Origin of the sequence: Alcanivorax sp. 97CO-5, from assembly GCF_000524665.1 — a bacterium.
GTDB lineage: Bacteria > Pseudomonadota > Gammaproteobacteria > Pseudomonadales > Alcanivoracaceae > Alcanivorax > Alcanivorax borkumensis.
In genome coordinates, this window is record NZ_KI965878.1 from 85,097 (window position 1) to 101,929 (window position 16,833).

General features: G+C 56.1%; 17 protein-coding genes. 8 read left to right on the plus strand and 9 right to left on the minus strand.

The window, feature by feature from the left end:
- Positions 1–7 precede the first annotated feature (7 nt).
- The 3 genes from ribD to glyA form a co-directional block, all read right to left on the minus strand.
- Positions 8–1,141 carry a bifunctional diaminohydroxyphosphoribosylaminopyrimidine deaminase/5-amino-6-(5-phosphoribosylamino)uracil reductase RibD gene (gene ribD, locus Y017_RS03095; protein ID WP_011589452.1) on the minus strand — a complete coding sequence of 378 codons (1,134 nt, stop codon included), beginning with the start codon at positions 1,139–1,141 and terminating at the stop codon, positions 8–10.
- Positions 1,138–1,632: a transcriptional regulator NrdR gene (gene nrdR, locus Y017_RS03100; RefSeq protein WP_011589453.1), complete on the minus strand. Its 495-nt coding sequence runs from the start codon at positions 1,630–1,632 to the stop codon at positions 1,138–1,140. Before nrdR ends, ribD begins: the two co-directional genes overlap by 4 nt.
- A 174-nt stretch (positions 1,633–1,806) precedes the next feature.
- Positions 1,807–3,063: a serine hydroxymethyltransferase gene (gene glyA, locus Y017_RS03105; RefSeq protein ID WP_011589454.1), complete on the minus strand. Its 1,257-nt coding sequence runs from the start codon at positions 3,061–3,063 to the stop codon at positions 1,807–1,809.
- A 264-nt stretch (positions 3,064–3,327) separates the two neighbouring features.
- Between glyA and ettA the strand changes: the two genes are divergently transcribed.
- The 8 genes from ettA to Y017_RS03145 all read left to right on the plus strand — a co-directional run bounded on the left by ettA (position 3,328) and on the right by Y017_RS03145 (position 11,153).
- Positions 3,328–4,995 carry an energy-dependent translational throttle protein EttA gene (gene ettA / locus Y017_RS03110; protein ID WP_011589455.1) on the plus strand — a complete coding sequence of 556 codons (1,668 nt, stop codon included), beginning with the start codon at positions 3,328–3,330 and terminating at the stop codon, positions 4,993–4,995.
- Between the two features lie 61 nt (positions 4,996–5,056).
- Positions 5,057–5,416 (plus strand): PilZ domain-containing protein, encoded by a 360-nt coding sequence (locus Y017_RS03115; protein ID WP_035458860.1) that lies wholly within the window; start codon positions 5,057–5,059, stop codon positions 5,414–5,416.
- Between the two features lie 4 nt (positions 5,417–5,420).
- Positions 5,421–6,029 (plus strand): RNA polymerase sigma factor, encoded by a 609-nt coding sequence (locus tag Y017_RS03120; RefSeq protein WP_011589457.1) that lies wholly within the window; start codon positions 5,421–5,423, stop codon positions 6,027–6,029.
- Positions 6,023–6,256 (plus strand): zf-HC2 domain-containing protein, encoded by a 234-nt coding sequence (locus Y017_RS03125; protein ID WP_035458862.1) that lies wholly within the window; start codon positions 6,023–6,025, stop codon positions 6,254–6,256. The genes Y017_RS03120 and Y017_RS03125 overlap by 7 nt, the downstream gene beginning before the upstream one ends.
- Positions 6,257–6,349: 93 nt before the next feature.
- The gene (locus Y017_RS03130; RefSeq protein WP_035458864.1) at positions 6,350–6,748 is read left to right on the plus strand and encodes a hypothetical protein; all 399 of its coding nucleotides are present in this window, start codon (positions 6,350–6,352) and stop codon (positions 6,746–6,748) included.
- A gap of 274 nt (positions 6,749–7,022) precedes the next feature.
- Positions 7,023–8,063 carry a methyltransferase domain-containing protein gene (locus tag Y017_RS03135; protein ID WP_011589460.1) on the plus strand — a complete coding sequence of 347 codons (1,041 nt, stop codon included), beginning with the start codon at positions 7,023–7,025 and terminating at the stop codon, positions 8,061–8,063.
- Between the two features lie 91 nt (positions 8,064–8,154).
- Positions 8,155–10,299, plus strand: coding sequence for an FAD-dependent oxidoreductase (locus Y017_RS03140; protein ID WP_035458866.1), 2,145 nt, complete (start codon positions 8,155–8,157; stop codon positions 10,297–10,299).
- Positions 10,300–10,370: 71 nt separating this feature from the next.
- Positions 10,371–11,153, plus strand: coding sequence for a DUF547 domain-containing protein (locus Y017_RS03145; RefSeq protein WP_035458868.1), 783 nt, complete (start codon positions 10,371–10,373; stop codon positions 11,151–11,153).
- A gap of 209 nt (positions 11,154–11,362) precedes the next feature.
- Here the strand turns inward: Y017_RS03145 and radA are convergent, their stop codons facing one another.
- From radA to priB, 6 genes are all read right to left on the minus strand, one after another.
- Entirely contained in the window at positions 11,363–12,730 is a 1,368-nt protein-coding gene (gene radA / locus Y017_RS03150; protein WP_035458870.1) for a DNA repair protein RadA, read from the minus strand.
- Positions 12,731–13,003: 273 nt separating this feature from the next.
- Entirely contained in the window at positions 13,004–14,065 is a 1,062-nt protein-coding gene (gene alr / locus Y017_RS03155; RefSeq protein ID WP_035458872.1) for an alanine racemase, read from the minus strand.
- A gap of 90 nt (positions 14,066–14,155) precedes the next feature.
- Positions 14,156–15,550, minus strand: coding sequence for a replicative DNA helicase (dnaB, locus tag Y017_RS03160; protein WP_035458874.1), 1,395 nt, complete (start codon positions 15,548–15,550; stop codon positions 14,156–14,158).
- A 252-nt stretch (positions 15,551–15,802) separates the two neighbouring features.
- Positions 15,803–16,255 carry a 50S ribosomal protein L9 gene (gene rplI, locus Y017_RS03165; RefSeq protein WP_011589466.1) on the minus strand — a complete coding sequence of 151 codons (453 nt, stop codon included), beginning with the start codon at positions 16,253–16,255 and terminating at the stop codon, positions 15,803–15,805.
- A gap of 15 nt (positions 16,256–16,270) precedes the next feature.
- On the minus strand, positions 16,271–16,501 hold the full coding sequence (gene rpsR / locus Y017_RS03170; RefSeq protein WP_007148676.1) for a 30S ribosomal protein S18: 231 nt from the start codon (positions 16,499–16,501) through the stop codon (positions 16,271–16,273).
- 22 nt (positions 16,502–16,523) lie between these two features.
- Positions 16,524–16,832 (minus strand): primosomal replication protein N, encoded by a 309-nt coding sequence (gene priB, locus Y017_RS03175; RefSeq protein ID WP_011589467.1) that lies wholly within the window; start codon positions 16,830–16,832, stop codon positions 16,524–16,526.
- Position 16,833: the final 1 nt, after the last annotated feature.

Consider the following 16,833-nt stretch of genomic DNA (forward strand, 5'->3'; position numbering starts at 1 on the left):
TCGTTGATCAGGCCGAAACCAGCGTCAGACGCAGATCATCACCAACTTGGCGCACATCCTGCCATTTCAGCGCCACTTTCTCACTCATGCTGGCCAGTTGCGGCAACCCCAATAACGGCCGGGCGGACGAACCCAGCAGAGTTGGCGCCATATACACAAGAATTTCGTCGAACAAACCCTCGCGAACAAAGGCACCGGCCAGTGTGGCGCCACATTCTACCAGCACTTCGTTACATTCGCGCCGGTTCAATTCGATTAACAACTGCTGCAAGTCGATCCCGGAACCGGAGGCGGGCAAGAGCATTACTTCCGCACCGGCGGACTCCAGCGCATTCTGGCGTCCTGGGTGTTGTTCCCCTGCCACCAACAAACAATGCCCTAAGGCGCTGACCACCGGCACATCCGGCGGCGTGCGTAGGGTGCGATCTAGAATCACCCGCAGAGGCTGTCGCACCCAATCGTCGTCAGCCGCATGCTGGCGGTATTCGGCCAAGCGCCACTGTCTAGGCCTCACTGTATAAGAGGGTCGATCCGCCAGCACCGTACCCACACCGGTTATCACCGCAGAGCTGCGCGCGCGTAGACGCTGCACGTCTTCGCGGGCGGCTGGGCCGGTAATCCACTGGGATTCGCCATTGGCCATGGCGGTGCGCCCGTCCACGCTGGCGGCAATCTTGATACGGATATAGGGACGCTGACGGGTCATGCGGGAAACAAAACCCGGATTCAGGGCTCGGGCCTCCGCTTCCAGCAAACCGACTGCAGTGGCGATTCCCGCATCCGCCAAGCGCTGCAAACCCTGCCCCGCCACCAGCGGATTCGGATCTTCCATGGCAGCCACCACCCGCGTGACGCCGGCATCGATTAGCGCATCAGCACAGGGGCCGGTGCGCCCAGTGTGAGAGCAGGGCTCCAGGGTCACATAGGCAGTAGCGCCCCGCGCCCGCTCACCGGCTTGTGCCAGTGCATGACGCTCGGCGTGGGGAGTCCCGGCGCGGGCATGAAAACCCTCACCAACCACCGCGCCATCACGCACCAACACGCACCCTACCCGCGGATTAGGGTCCGTGGTATACAGCCCACGACGTGCCAACTGCAACGCTCGAGCCATGTACTGGTGGTCGGCAGCCGAAAAACTCATGATTCTTTTGGCTCACCCAGCTTGTCACCGGGTTTGCCGCCCGCCTTTTTCAGGCGATCCACTTCAGCGGAAAACTCGGAAATATCCTGAAAACTGCGATACACCGAGGCGAAGCGCACATAAGCCACATCATCCAGCTGCTGCAGCTCTTCCATCACAAACTCACCCAGCTCCCGAGCGGGCAACTCCCGTTCTCCAGTGGCCCGTAGACGATGGCAAATACGACTGATCGCTGCTTCCAGATCTTCCATACTCACCGGCCGCTTTTCCAGCGCCCGTAACATACCCGCCCGCAGCTTGGCCTCATCGAACGGCTGACGGGTCCCGTCAGTTTTCACCAACCGCGGCATCACTAATTCCGCTGTCTCAAAGGTGGTGAAGCGCTCCGTACAACTTAAGCACTCGCGACGCCGACGAATCTGCACCCCATCCGCCACCAGACGGGAATCGATCACCTTGGTGTCCTGAGCAGAGCAAAACGGGCAGTACATGGACGTCTCCTAACGGCCTAGCGGAAAGCAACAAGCTTCAAACACAAACCTTACCAATGATAGCGTCACAACACCGAGATTTCAGAGACAAGAAAGCCGCCACCGAAATTCGGTCGCGGCCCTCAAAACGGCAAACTACGAGCACATCTATCCGCATTGCTGCTTGCGGCTTTTTTAGCGCTCGTACACCGGCAGGCGAGCACAAATCTCTTTAACCTTGCCTTTAACCTGCTCAATCACGCCTTCATCACCCATGTTCTCGAGGATGTCGCAGATCCAGCCAGCCAACGCCTTGGCATCCGCTTCATCAAAACCACGGCGGGTGATGGAGGGGGAACCGATACGCAGGCCGGAGGTAACGAACGGGGAGCGCGGATCGTTGGGGACAGCATTTTTGTTCACGGTGATGTTGGCGCGGCCCAAGGCGGCGTCCGCATCTTTACCGGTAATGTCCTGCTTGATCAAGCTAAGCAGGAACAGGTGATTCTCGGTGCCATTGGAAACCACATCAAAGCCACGCTCGATGAACACACCGGCCATGGCCTGGGCGTTCTTCACTACCTGCTGCTGGTAGCCCTTGAAGTCGTCCTGCATGGCTTCTTTGAAGCAAATCGCTTTAGCGGCGATCACGTGCTCCAACGGGCCACCCTGGCCACCGGGAAACACAGCAGAGTTGATCTTCTTCTGAATCTCTTCGCTGGCCTTACCCATGATCAGACCGCCACGGGGGCCGCCTAGGGTCTTGTGGGTAGTGGTCGTGGTGATGTCCGCAATGCCTACCGGGCTCGGGTACACACCCGCAGCAACCAGACCTGCCACGTGGGCCATGTCCACCAGCAGGATCGCACCCACTTCGTCGGCGATGTCACGGAAACGCTGCCAGTCGACAATCTGCGAATAGGCAGAGAAGCCGGCCACGATCATTTTCGGCTTGTGCTCGCGGGCCAGAGACGCCACCTGATCGTAATCAATCAGCCCAGTTTCGTTGTCCAGACCATACTGCACCGCGTTATAGGTCTTACCGGAGAAGTTCGGCTTAGCACCGTGGGTCAGGTGGCCACCGGCATCCAGGCTCATGCCTAACACGGTATCGCCCGCCTTGAGCATAGCCATGTAAACCGCGCCATTGGCCTGGGAACCGGAATGCGGCTGCACATTGGCCCAATCCGCGCCGAACAGCTCACAGGCCCGATCGATAGCCAACTGCTCAACCACGTCCACATTCTCGCAACCGCCGTAATAACGCTTGCCCGGATAGCCCTCGGCGTACTTGTTGGTCAGTACGGAGCCCTGGGCTTCCATAACCCTTGGCGAGGCATAGTTTTCAGAGGCGATCAGCTCGATATGCTCTTCCTGGCGGACTTCTTCGGCCTCAATAGCGGCCTTGATTTCCGGGTCAAACTCGGCGATGGACATGGATTTCGGGAACATGGGCTACCCTACGGAGTCAGTGGTGGATTCAGGGGCGCGTATTCTACCCAAATCTAGCCGCTTTGGCACTTGAAGTCCGCTCATGGAAACCGGCCGGTCATCTCATAGCTCAACGCACCTGCTTTTCTGGCATCAACCCAGACCATGCACTTTCACTCCCGGCCGCTTTCCGTTAGCTTAGGCGCCAATCCAAGAACCCCTGCCGGGGCCTGCAGCCAACCTGCATCGAGCCTCGCACATTGATACAGACTGCGGTCGGAGTTTATGAGCCAGTACATCTTCACCATGGACAAGGTGGGCAAAGTTGTCCCGCCCAAGAAGCACATCCTGAAGAACATCTCCCTGTCGTTTTTCCCCGGCGCCAAAATCGGCGTGCTGGGCCTGAACGGCTCCGGTAAGTCCACGCTGCTGCGCATCATGGCCGGCGTTGACCAGGATTACCTGGGTGAGGCGCGGCCGCAGCCGGGTACCAACATCGGCTACCTGCCCCAGGAGCCTGAGCTGGACCCGGAAAAAAATGTCCGCGAAATCGTGGAAGAAGCCGTGGCCGATATTCGTGACGCCCAGCAGCGCCTAGAAGAAGTCTACGAAGCCTATGCCGCCGAAGATGCGGATTTCGACAAACTGGCCGCCGAGCAGGCCAAGCTGGAAGACATCATCGAAGCCAGCGACGCCCATAACTTGGAGCGCAAGCTGGAGATCGCCGCCGACGCCCTGCGCCTGCCGCCCTGGGATGCCAGCGTGCAAACCCTGTCCGGTGGCGAACGCCGCCGAGTGGCGTTGTGCCGGCTAGTGATGAGCGCACCAGATATGCTGTTGCTCGATGAGCCCACTAACCACCTGGATGCGGAATCCGTGGCCTGGCTGGAGCGTTTCCTGCACGAATTCCCCGGCACCGTGGTGGCGGTAACCCACGATCGCTACTTCCTCGATAATTCCTGCGAGTGGATTCTGGAACTGGATCGCGGCGAAGGCATTCCTTGGCAAGGCAACTACTCCTCTTGGCTGGAACAGAAAGAACAGCGCCTGGAGCAGGAAGCGAAAAGCGAATCGGCCCACCGTAAAACAGTGGAAAAGGAACTGGAATGGGTACGTCAGAACCCGAAAGGCCGCCGCGCCAAGAACAAGGCCCGTGTCTCCGCCTTTGAAGAACTGGCCAGCCAGGAATTCCAGAAGCGCAACGAAACCCAAGAGCTTTATATTCCGCCGGGCGAGCGCTTGGGCGAACAGGTTTTCGAAATCAAAAACGTGGCCAAGCAGTTCGACCACAAGCTGCTATACGAAGACTTGGACTTCCAAATTCCTCGCGGGGCCATCGTTGGTATTATCGGCCCCAACGGTGCGGGTAAAACCACCCTATTCCGCATGTTGGCAGGCCAGGAAACCCCGGACAGCGGTGAAATCATCACCGGCGACACCGTACAGATGGCCTACGTGGACCAGAGCCGCGAAGACCTGGATAGCAACAAGAGCGTCTGGGAAGAAGTCTCCGACGGCAATGACATCCTGCGCATAGGTAATTATGAAGTGCCCAGCCGCGCCTACTTGGGCCGGTTCAATTTCAAAGGTGGCGATCAACAGAAGCGTGTCGGCGACCTCTCCGGTGGTGAACGTAACCGTCTGCACCTCGCGAAATTACTTAAACAGGGCGCCAACGTATTGCTGCTCGATGAGCCGACCAACGACCTGGACGTGGAAACCCTGCGGGCACTGGAAGAAGCTCTGCTGGCCTTCCCTGGCTGCGCCATCGTCATTTCCCACGATCGCTGGTTTCTGGATCGAGTCGCCACCCACATCCTCTCCTTCGAGGGCGATGCCCGGGTAGAGTGGTTCGAGGGCTCTTACACCGAGTATGAAGAATACAAGCGCAAGCAGTTCGGTGATGCAGCCCTGCAACCCAAGCGGATGAAGTACAAGCGAATCGAAGTCTGATTCGCACGCCACAATACCGGGGAAAGGCATGCCGGTATCGGGGCGCAACAGGGGTGACAACATGAACGAAAGACGACGGGCCAACCGGGTGGACTTCGACGCAGAAGCCACCCTGACTTTCCAGCAGGATAGCCACCCGGTGTCACTGGACGACATTTCAATCATAGGCGCGCGCCTCAACAGCAGCACATCGCTGGCGCTACCCGACTCGTCCTCAGTCACCCTGAGCATTACCCTGGATGATTCCGATGTCACGCTGACCCTCCCCGCAAAAGTGAAACGTTTAGCGGGCCGGGACATCGGGATCATGTTCGACCGGCCATCAATCGATGACGTGCAGCACTTGCGCCGCATTGTCATGCTCCATCAAGGCGACGACGGCGAAGATGACCCCGCCTCCCTACTCACACCGGAGGCCTAACACCTTGGACCCAACCCTGGAAAGCCCGGAATTCATTGAACGTCTGCGCCAGGGAGACCGAGTAGCTTTTGGCCAAGTGGTTAAAACCCATCACAACATGTTGCTGGCCACCGCACGCACCCTGTTGTCGGCTGCGGATGCAGAAGAGGCCGTACAGGATGCTTGGATAGCCGCATACCGGGCCATCGCCAAATTCGAAGGGCGCAGCCTGCTGCGCACCTGGCTTACCCGCATTGTGATCAACCAAGCACGTATGATGCTGCGCAAGGGCGGGCGGGAAATCCAATTTAATCCCATCGATGAGCGGGCGCCTTTAGACCACCGTTTTCGCGACGACGGACACTGGGACCATCCGCCACAACACTGGGACCTAAATGGGCCCGATGCCCTGCTAACCCGAGACGAGCTGCGCCATTGCATGGAAAAAACCTTAGGGAAAATGCCAGACAATCAGCGTCTGGTATTGGAGCTGCGGGACCTGCAAGGCATGGATTTCGACGATATCTGTAACATGCTAGACGTTAGCGCATCGAACGTTCGAGTGCTGTTACACCGTGCCCGAGCACGATTGTTTGAATTGGTGGACCACTTTCAGGAGACAGGCGAATGTTGAAATGCAAAGACGTCGTCGCAAAAGCGGATGCCCTCGTAGACGGCACCTCCCTGACCATGCGTGAGCGCATCGCGTTGCGTATGCACCTGCTGATGTGCCACCACTGTCGCCGCTATGTGCGCCAGCTACGCGTGCTGGTGAACACTCTCCCTCGCGAAACGGATAGGTTGGATGATGCCCAGACCCGGGACATCTTGGAAAAGCTCGACACCTCGAGAGATCCTTAGCTCACGGTTGAAATGCCTCAGGCAAGACGTCGCGTGTAACAATGCCTGCGTTACCGCATCCCTGTTATTCATTTCCCACCCTTTAGGCAGATCATGGAAAGAAAACTTGCGCTCTCACTGTTATTGTTAAGGCTCGGCGTCTTCATCGTCATGTTGATGTGGACCCTGGACAAATTCATCAATCCCGCCCATACCGGCAAGGTGTTTGCCAAGTTTTATGGCCTAGAAGGGCTCGATGGCAGCATCCTTACGGTATTGGCCTGCCTGCAATTGATCGTCATTCTGGCTTTCGTCGCTGGCGCCCTGCGCCGTTACAGCTATGGTGCTATCTTGCTGATGCACGCCGGCTCCACCCTATCCTCTTGGCAACAATATCTTGATCCATTCAACCACCTGTTGTTTTTTGCCGCCTGGCCGATGCTGGCCGCCTGTATCGCCTTGTATTTACTCCGTGATCAGGACACGCTGCTCAGCATCGACAGCCGCCGATAACGATTGCCCCCTTCTCAGGAAGGGGCAGCCTACATCAGCCGCAAGTGGCCACGCCTGATACCTCAACGTACCGTCTCAACTCACCGTATATTGCGTCATGCCGTCGCCTTCACGCTATCCGCCTGACCTTGATGCGACACTGAACAGCGATGCCCTTCAAGCGCAAGGGTATTGACTTACTGGGTCATTAAACATTTCACCAGCACTGTAACCTGTGGCCGTTTACTGCATCCTAATAGCCCTACCCGGACAACGATCTTGAGGAGAGTCTGCAATGCATGAAGACGTGCAGAATTATTACGGTAAACAACTGCACTCCAGTGCCGACCTGCAAACCAATGCCTGCTGCGATCAGGCGCCACCGGAATACCTGAAACCCCTGCTGGCGCAACTCCATGACGAAGTGATTAGCCGCTACTATGGCTGCGGCCTGGTTGCCCCTGAGCAACTGGAAGGCATGCGAATTTTGGATCTGGGCTCCGGCTCAGGCCGCGATGTCTACCTACTCTCTGCACTGGTCGGCGAAGAAGGAGAAGTGATCGGGGTGGACATGACCGATGAGCAGTTGGCTGTCGCCAACCGTCATCTGGACTATCACCGCGAGGCCTTTGGTCATAGCAAAAGTAATGTACGCTTCCTAAAAGGCTACATCGAAGAGCTCGACAAACTGGATTTACAGGACGGCTATTTCGACATTGTTATTTCCAACTGCGTGATCAACCTGAGCACCAACAAGGCCAAGGTCATCGCCGACGTAAAACGGTTACTCAAACCCGGTGGCGAGTTCTTTTTTTCTGACGTTTATGCCGATCGTCGAATTCCTTCTGCCCTGGCCAAAGATCCCATCCTGTATGGGGAGTGCCTGTCGGGAGCCTTGTACTGGAATGACTTCATCAACCTGAGCAAGCGCTGTGGGTTTGCAGATCCTCGGCTGGTGGAATCCCGCCCACTAACCATTGAAAACCCCGCAATCGAAAAAGCCCTAGGCAACATCCGCTTCTACTCGGCCACCTATCGGCTGTTCAATATCGACACTCTGGAGCCAGCCTGTGAGGATTATGGCCAGGCGGTAATCTATAAAGGCACACTCCCAAATAGCCGCGATACGTTCACCCTGGATGATCACCACGCTATTGAAGCGGGAAAAGTCTTCCCCGTTTGCGGCAACACGTGGCTCATGCTGGAAAAAAGCCGTTTCGCTGACCACTTCGAATTTATCGGTAACTTCGAAACCCATTACGGCATCTTTGCAGGCTGCGGATTGGATGTTCCTTTTTTGCAAACCAGCAACGCAGGAGCAGAGGCCTGTTGCTAAGTCACAGGTCTCTTCATGGTTGTAACATCCAGCCAGAAAAACCATCAAACCGTCATGCTTACTCTTATACGCACCACTAACAGGACCTGACATGAGTATCAAAAAAGGCCTCCTCTTCACTGCCCTAGCCGCGCTGATTGCCTGCTACTTTGTTTTTGATCTCGGCCAATATTTCAGCCTGGATTATATCAAGCAGCAGCAAAGTGCCTTTGATGCTCTCTATCATGATAATCCCGCGCTCATTCTCGGCGGCTTCTTCGGGCTATATGTGCTGGTCACCGCATTGAGCCTACCCGGCGCTGCCATCATGACCCTGGCAGCCGGGGCGCTGTTCGGTTTCTGGATCGCTCTGGTGATGGTTTCATTTGCCTCCTCTGCCGGCGCGACCTTGGCGTTCTTAGCATCGCGCTTTTTATTCCATGATGCGGTTCAGAGCCGCTTCGGCGAACGGCTGAAAAAACTCAACGAAGGGGTTAAGAAAGAAGGCGCATTTTATCTTTTCACTCTGCGTTTGGTGCCGGTGGTGCCGTTTTTTATCATTAACTTGTTAATGGGGTTAACGCCCATCAAAGCACGCACCTTCTACTGGGTCAGCCAAGTCGGCATGCTGGCGGGCACGGCCGTCTATGTAAACGCCGGAACCCAGCTCGGCCAAATTGACAGTCTTAAAGGACTGCTGTCTGTAGAACTCATCGGCGCCTTTGTGTTGCTCGGCATATTCCCCTGGATCGCCAAGGGCATCATGGCTCGCGTGCAAGCACGCAAAGTCTATAAAGGCTGGAATAAACCGAAACAATTCGACCGCAACCTGATCGTTATCGGAGCAGGGGCCGCAGGCCTAGTAAGCGCCTACATTGCCGCCACCGTGAAAGCGAAAGTGACCCTGATCGAAAAACACAAAATGGGGGGCGACTGCCTGAACACTGGATGCGTACCCTCTAAGGCATTAATCAAAAGCGCCCGTGTTGCGTTCAATGACAAGCAGGCCGAAAAGTACGGCTTCGAGGCTATCAATAGCCGCTTCCGCTTCTCCAGCATGATGGAGCGGGTCCAACAGGTGATCGAGAAAATTGAACCCCATGATTCCGTGGAGCGTTATAGCGAACTAGGGGTGGACTGCCGTCAAGGCGAAGCGCGCTTCCTCTCGCCCTGGGAAGTGGAAATCCGCAACGGCGATCACGTGGAAACCCTCACCGCCCGCAGCATTATTATTGCCTCCGGCGCCCGCCCCTTTGTGCCACCGATTCCGGGCATCGAAGACATCGATATCCTCACCTCCGACAACCTTTGGCAGATTGAAGAACAACCCAAACGACTACTGGTACTGGGTGGCGGCCCGATCGGTTGTGAGCTAGCCCAGACCTTTGCCCGCCTGGGCAGCGAAGTCACCCAAATCGAAATGCTACCCCGACTGATGATTCGTGAAGATGCGGAAGCCAGCGAGATTGTCACCCGCTCACTAAAGGAAAGCGGCGTACACGTACTTACTAATCACAAAGCCGTTCGGTTCAGCGAAGAGAACAGCGAGAAAGTATTATTGGTTGAACACGATGGCAAAGAAACTGCCCTGCCTTTTGACCAGGTGCTAGTGGCCGTGGGTCGCAAGGCCAACACTGATGGCCTAGGCCTGGATGCCCTGCAATTGCCCACCGAGACCAATGGCACCATTCAGACCAATGATCGCCTACAAAGCCGCTACCCCAACATCTATGCCTGTGGCGATGTGGCCGGCCCGTACCAGTTCACCCATACCGCCGCCCACCAAGCCTGGTATGCCAGCGTCAATGCCCTGTTTGGTTTCCTGAAAAGTTTCAAGGTGGATTACCGGGTGATCCCCTGGTGCACCTTTACCGACCCGGAAGTGGCGCGCGTGGGCGTCAACGAGCAAGAAGCTGACGAACAAGGCATCGAATACGACATCACTCGTTACGGGATTGATGATCTGGACCGAGCTATTGCCGACAGTGCGGACCTTGGCTATGTAAAAGTCCTCACTGCCAAAGGCAGCGACAAAATCTTGGGTGTCACCATCGTTTGCCAGCATGCGGGTGAATTGATCAGCGAATATGTGCTGGCCATGAAACACGGGCTAGGCCTGAACAAGATCCTCGGCACCATCCACATTTACCCGACCATGGCCGAGGCTAACAAGTTTGCCGCCGGAGAATGGAAAAAAGCACGCAAGCCTGAAGGACTGTTACGTTGGGTAGAACGGATTCATAACGTGCGACGATAAGCGGTCTCTGAAGAACACCTTTCATGCTTTGGCAGACCGCACTTGCATGGCAAAAACCAGTAGGAGTAACTATGTTTATGCGCTTGCTAATATCCTTGTTGTTATTGCTTAGTAGCCCATTACTGGCGTTTGATCACAGTGGCTGGGACGCCCTGCTGAAAAAGCACGTCAGCTGGCAACGAAACGGTGTCGCCAGCGCAGTAAATTACGAGGGTATAGCAGCGGAACGAGCGGCTCTTAAGAAATATCTCAACAGCCTCTCCGCAGTGTCTGCCGACGCGTTCTCTCAGTTTAGCAACGACCAGCAACTCGCCTTCCTGATCAACGCCTACAACGCGTACACCATTGAGTTAATTCTGCGAGAACCCGGGCGCCCTGATTCTATCCGCGATATTGGCACCTTTTTCTCCGGCCCTTGGGACCAGCGCTTTTTTACCCTGCTCGGGCAAAAAAGAACCCTTGATGAAGTAGAGCACACACTTATCCGCGGCAACCCAAACCTCAAAGACCCCCGCATTCACTTTGCGGTCAATTGCGCCTCCATCGGTTGCCCTGCGTTGCGCCCGGAAGCCTTTGTCGGCGACCAGCTTGAGCAACAGTTGGTCGATAGCACCCAGCGTTTTCTCCGTGATCGTGAACGCAACCGCTACAATAGCGAAACAGACACCCTGGAAGTTTCGAAAATATTTGACTGGTACCAAGAGGATTTTGCAGAAAGCGCCGGCAGCTTACCCCTTTACCTCCAGCGGTATGCCAATATTTTAGACATACCCGACAACCGCAAAACGGCACTGGGCGAGGGCAGTATCAAGGTGCGGTTTTTACCCTACAACTGGTCATTGAACGACCGGTAAACACACCCTACCAAGAGGAAAACGGCATGGAGGACGCCTACCACGAAATCCTCACCCGCCCCTTGCGAGGCACGGGCCTATCTTTTAACGGTGCACAGCGGCTCGAACATAGAGCGGCAGCGCGAGCTGCGCTCAGCCTCTCGACGTGGCTCCACCCTTTAAAATAAAAATTCGATCCGCGAGCGGTTAACTCTTCCACTCTCAACCAATTATAAGTATTCCAGCGCCTCAGCCACGTTACTGACGCCGATAATGTCCACCCCGTCTGGCAGCTTTCTAGGCAAGTTGGCTTTCGGCACAATGGCTTTTTTAAAGCCGTGTTTTACTGCTTCATAAAGCCGTTCCTGCCCTTGAGGAACCGGCCGAATTTCCCCGGACAAGCCCACCTCACCAAACACCACCAGCTCGCGCTCCAGCGCCCGGTCACGGAAGCTGGACACAATAGCCAGCAATTGGGCCAAGTCTGCAGCCGTTTCGGTAACCTTCACACCACCCACCACATTCATGAACACATCCTGATCGCCTACCTGAATGCCACCATGGCGATGCAGTACCGCCAGCAACATGGCCAACCGATTCCCCTCCAACCCCACACAGATACGCCGAGGGTTACCGAAGTGGGAGGCGTCCACCAGTGCCTGCAGCTCCACCAGCAGCGGACGGGTTCCTTCCCAGACCACCGTTACCAGAGAACCGGAAGCGATCTCCTCGGCCCGGTTAAGGAAAATGGCGGAAGGATTTTTTACTTCCTTCAGCCCCTCGCCGGTCATGGCAAATACGCCCAGCTCGTTCACCGCCCCAAAACGATTCTTGAGGCCACGCAGGGTACGAAAGCGCGAATCCGTAGATCCTTCCAGCATCAGGGAACAATCAATCATGTGCTCCAATACCTTCGGCCCCGCCAGGGTGCCATCCTTGGTTACATGGCCCACCAGCAGCAGCACTGTTCCCGTCTGCTTGGCAAAGCGAGTCAGAGCGGCAGCACATTCACGAACCTGAGCCACACTGCCCGGCGCCGACTGCAACGCCGCCAGAAACATGACCTGGATAGAATCCACCACCAACACCTTCGGCATCTCCTTGCGGGCCAATTCGAGAATCTGCTCCACGTCAGTCTCCGCCGCCAGTCGCAGTTTTTCCTTGGGTAGCTTCAGGCGGTCAGCACGCATAGCCACTTGCGACAAGGATTCTTCGCCGGTGATATACAAACAGCTTTGGGAGTCAGAGAGCCTACACAGCGTTTGTAGTAGCAAGGTAGATTTCCCCGCACCGGGGTGCCCACCAATCAGAATGGCCGAACCAGGCACCAACCCGCCACCCAGCACTCGATCCAGCTCGCCCATGCCGGAACTGATGCGCGGGGTTTCTTCGAGCACAATATCATTGAGATTTTGCACTTCTGACAGCTGGCCGGAAAAGCCGCCCCGGCTGCCCGCCCCTTTTGATGATGGGGTAGCCGGATCGTGGACAAACTCTTGCAAGGTATTCCAGGCATTACAGGCCGGACACTGACCCTGCCATTTGGGAAAATCCGCTCCGCAATCCGTGCATACAAACGCGATCTTTTTCTTGGCCACAAACAAATCCTTCTTGTGTATTGCTATCTACAAAGCCGCTGCAGGAACGTAGCGCAGCGGAGTAACGCACGGAGTGCGGCCCCAAAGGGGTGAGCGCAGCGAATAACGCCGCTTGAGGTGCGAATTCGGGCCTGAAGGGAGCCAATCTTTTCTACACAAAGTACGTAAAAACGCTGAGGATAAAATGGTTTACTCTGAGCGTTCAGCACGCTCTGTGATGAATTCGCACTTGATGTTCTCGCCTCAAGCGGGACGCCTAAACTGACCTTCGGATCAGACGATAGTGCGTTCCGGTCTTTGCGTGATCTGGCAGAACAGCTCATAGCTGATTGTCCCACAGGCACGGGCCACGTCATCCACATCGACCACGTCACCCCACAACTCCACCTCATCCCCCACGCTGGCACTCAAGCCGGTCACATCGATGGTGATCATATCCATGGAAACTCGCCCCACCAGCGTCGTAACGACCCCGTTCACCGCTACCGGCGTCCCGCTGGGCGCGTGGCGTGGGTAGCCATCGCCATAGCCCACTGCCACCACCCCGATTTGTCGTGGATCTGAGGCAGTCCAGGTAGCGCCATAACCCACGCTTTCACCAGCCTCAACAGCATTAATGGCGATCAAGCGTGCACTGAAGCGGTGGCTGACTTGCAGACCAAGTTCCGCAGCAGTCTGCCAGTTAAACGGCGATGAGCCATACAACATGATCCCCGGCCGCACTCGCTGGGCATGGGCACGAGGGTAACGCAGTAAAGCAGCAGAGTTTGAAGCAGACAGCGGCAGCTGCAATTGCTCTGCTACACTTCTCGCCAGCAGTAGCTGTTTTTCGGAATGGATATCCTCATCCATATCCGCACACGCAAAATGGCTCATCACGCCGACCGGAGCGTTACCTGCTTGGCTTAACCGTGCAGCCGCGCTCAAAGCTTCATTCGGGCGCAAACCCAGACGATTCATCCCCGTATTCACTTTCAACCAAATACGTACCGGGCACGGGTTCGCCAGCAGCAACTCCACTTGCCATAAGGAATGCACCACCACCTCAAGCGAGAGTCGCGCCGCTGCCTCTAGCTCTTCCGCATCGAAGAACCCTTCGGCAACCAATATTGGCAAGGCTATACCATGCTCACGCAGCGTCCGCGCCTCGTCCAGCACTGCCACGCCCAAACCCGACACGCTATCGAGCATGGTCTCTGCCGCCAGCAACAGCCCATGGCCGTAACCATTAGCCTTAACCATAGCAAACACTTGAGCATCACCGGCCAACTCCGCTGCGCGGAGTGCGTTGTTCCTGAGCGCGGCGAGACGAATTTCTACGCGCGTGCCTCTCATAAAAATTGCAGTCCAGCGCCTAGTGGCTGACGGTTAACCTTTAAAAAAGGGGGCTGCGCATTCAGCATCCAACCGCCTTCATTCTGCGTTTTATTCATCCCCTGCGGCCAACTGCGCATAATATTCCGGGGCCAGGTCATCGAAGCGGGTGAACTCACCGCGGAAGGCTAGGCGTACGGTACCGATAGGACCATTACGCTGTTTGCCGATAATAATCTCGGCGACACCGCGCTCATTGCTGTCCTTGTTATACACCTCGTCCCGGTACAGGAAGACGATCAAATCCGCATCCTGCTCAATCGCCCCGGATTCACGTAGATCGGACATCACAGGGCGTTTGTTGGGGCGTTGTTCCAGCGAGCGGTTCAACTGGGAGAGCGCCAGCACCGGACAATTCAGCTCCTTAGCGATCCCTTTTAGGGAGCGGGAAATTTCCGAGATTTCGTTCACCCGGTTTTCCACCCCAGGCACCTGCATCAGCTGCAGGTAATCGACCATGATCAGGCCCAGCTCACCGCCACATTCGCGCGCTACCCGACGAGCACGGGCACGCATCTCCAGCGGGCTCAGTGCCGGGGTATCATCAATAAAAAAGCGTTGCTCACTGAGCATGTGAATGGCAGAAGTAATGCGCGGCCAATCATCCTTTTCCAGATTACCGGAACGAATTGCCCCCTGATTGATGCGGCCCAGCGAGGACAACATCCGCATTACGATGGACTCCGCCGGCATTTCCATGGAGAACACCAGCACGGGCTTGTTACTCTTGATCGCCACGTTTTCACACAGGTTCATGGCAAAGGTGGTCTTACCCATGGAAGGCCGGCCCGCAACCACGATCATGTCCGCCGGCTGCAGGCCCCCGGTCATTTTATCCAACTCTTCAAAACCAGACGTCAGGCCGGTAAGTGAGCTCTTCGTTTTGTACAGCTCATCAATCCGATCCACTGCTTTTTTAAGCACTGATTTGATGTTCTGCGGGCCATCGCCTTTTTTCTGCTGCTCAGCAATCTTGAAGATGGAGGATTCCGCTTCATCAAGAATTTCCAGTGACTTGCGGCCCTCTGTATTAAACGCGCTGTCTGCCACCTTGTGGGACACATTGATCAACTGCCGCAGGATGCTGCGCTCACGGACAATATCCGAATAGGCGGTAATGTTAGCCGCACTGGGAGTGTTGCGGGCCAACTCAGACAGGTAGGTCATGCCGCCGATGGATTCCAACTGGCCCAGGTTATTCAGCGCCTGGGAGACGGTAACCAGGTCACTGGGGTTTTCTTCTTCCACCAGCTGGGCAATCACCTCGAAAATCTGGCGATGCTCCTTACGGTAAAAGTCCCTCGCGCCAACGCGCTCGGCCACATCATCCCAGGCGCTGTTATTGAGCAGCAAACCACCCAGCACCGCCTGCTCCGCCTCCACAGAGTTGGGGGGAATACGCAGGTTTTCAGGCAGATGTTTGTCCAGCGACATGGGTTCATTCATAGCAATAACTACAGCCAAGTTTTGAGCTACAAGCTACAAACCATAACAAGAAAGAAGGCATAATCATTTGAAAGGCCTTATCCATGCCCAAACGCTAGGCGCGACGGCTGGCATCCAAATTTAAGAGGCATTCTGGTCGCGTTGCAGTTTTCTGCTTGTAGCTACCATTAAAAAGGGCACTGTCCTTTCAGACAATGCCCTGATTCTGTCACCGCACCCCCGCAGGGGCAAACCGGTTGTCAGTTCTGTCGATTACTCGGCAGGAACCACAGCCAGCTTGATGGCCACAGTGACCTCGGCGTGCAACGCCAGGTCAATTTCGAACTCACCGGTGGTGCGCAACGCACCATGAGGCAGCTTCACTTCTGCTTTCTCAACATCCACACCAGTGGAAGAAGAAATGGCTTCCGCGATGTCGCGGGTGCCCACAGAACCAAACAGCTTGCCTTCGTCACCAGCTTTAGCGGCGATGGAAACGGTGGTTTCGTTCAGCTTCTCGGCGCGTTCCTGGGCAGCACCCAGCTGCTGTGCAGCGTGCTTTTCCAGCTCAGCACGACGCTGTTCCACTTCAGCCAAATTGGCTTTGGTGGCAGGCAGCGCTTTGCCTTGCGGGATCAGGAAGTTACGGCCGTAACCAGAACGTACGTCTACAACTGCGCCCAAATCGCCCAGGTTCTTGATCGTTTCCAGCAGGATCACTTGCATGATGGTCCCCTCGGCTTAATTGTCGTGGCTGTCAGAGTACGGCAGCAGCGCCAGGAAGCGAGCCTGCTTAATAGCAGAGGCCAGCTGACGCTGGTAGCGTGCCTTGGTGCCGGTGATACGGCTGGGCACGATCTTGCCAGTCTCGGTGATGTAGGCTTTCAGGGTGTCGAGATCTTTGTAATCGATGTACTCAACACCTTCCGCAGTAAAGCGGCAGAACTTGCGGCGGCGATAAAAACGGGCCATTGGATAATCTCCTGTCGAATCCTTAGTTAAGGCTTTGCAGCGTTTGGGCAAGCAATTGCAAACGGTCCCGGGCGTCTCCCTTGTAACCGGCGCGGCTGAGGCATCCGATTACCTTGATTCGCTGACCCTCTTTCAGGCCTGCGGCCTGCTGGGTCATCCCACCTGCCAGAATAACGGCAATGCGGGCCTGGACTTCACGGGGGTGTCCGTCTTCCAGTTGCCGAGAGCGATGCTCCAACCAGATTCTCTGGCGGGGCACTCCGGCTGGAGTCAGGGCCACCTTTTCCAAGGTGACGATCACACCAGTGAGTTCGCAGTGGTTGCTTTCCAAA

Bases quoted from the DNA above. Each gene is read 5' to 3' on its own strand.
- ribD (WP_011589452.1), bottom strand. From the start codon at position 1,141: ATGAGTTTTTCGGCTGCCGACCACCAGTACATGGCTCGAGCGTTGCAG.
- nrdR (WP_011589453.1), bottom strand. From the start codon at position 1,632: ATGTACTGCCCGTTTTGCTCTGCTCAGGACACCAAGGTGATCGATTCC.
- glyA (WP_011589454.1), bottom strand. From the start codon at position 3,063: ATGTTCCCGAAATCCATGTCCATCGCCGAGTTTGACCCGGAAATCAAG.
- ettA (WP_011589455.1), top strand. From the start codon at position 3,328: ATGAGCCAGTACATCTTCACCATGGACAAGGTGGGCAAAGTTGTCCCG.
- Y017_RS03115 (WP_035458860.1), top strand. From the start codon at position 5,057: ATGAACGAAAGACGACGGGCCAACCGGGTGGACTTCGACGCAGAAGCC.
- Y017_RS03125 (WP_035458862.1), top strand. From the start codon at position 6,023: ATGTTGAAATGCAAAGACGTCGTCGCAAAAGCGGATGCCCTCGTAGAC.
- Y017_RS03130 (WP_035458864.1), top strand. From the start codon at position 6,350: ATGGAAAGAAAACTTGCGCTCTCACTGTTATTGTTAAGGCTCGGCGTC.
- Y017_RS03135 (WP_011589460.1), top strand. From the start codon at position 7,023: ATGCATGAAGACGTGCAGAATTATTACGGTAAACAACTGCACTCCAGT.
- Y017_RS03140 (WP_035458866.1), top strand. From the start codon at position 8,155: ATGAGTATCAAAAAAGGCCTCCTCTTCACTGCCCTAGCCGCGCTGATT.
- Y017_RS03145 (WP_035458868.1), top strand. From the start codon at position 10,371: ATGTTTATGCGCTTGCTAATATCCTTGTTGTTATTGCTTAGTAGCCCA.
- alr (WP_035458872.1), bottom strand. From the start codon at position 14,065: ATGAGAGGCACGCGCGTAGAAATTCGTCTCGCCGCGCTCAGGAACAAC.
- dnaB (WP_035458874.1), bottom strand. From the start codon at position 15,550: ATGAATGAACCCATGTCGCTGGACAAACATCTGCCTGAAAACCTGCGT.
- rplI (WP_011589466.1), bottom strand. From the start codon at position 16,255: ATGCAAGTGATCCTGCTGGAAACGATCAAGAACCTGGGCGATTTGGGC.
- rpsR (WP_007148676.1), bottom strand. From the start codon at position 16,501: ATGGCCCGTTTTTATCGCCGCCGCAAGTTCTGCCGCTTTACTGCGGAA.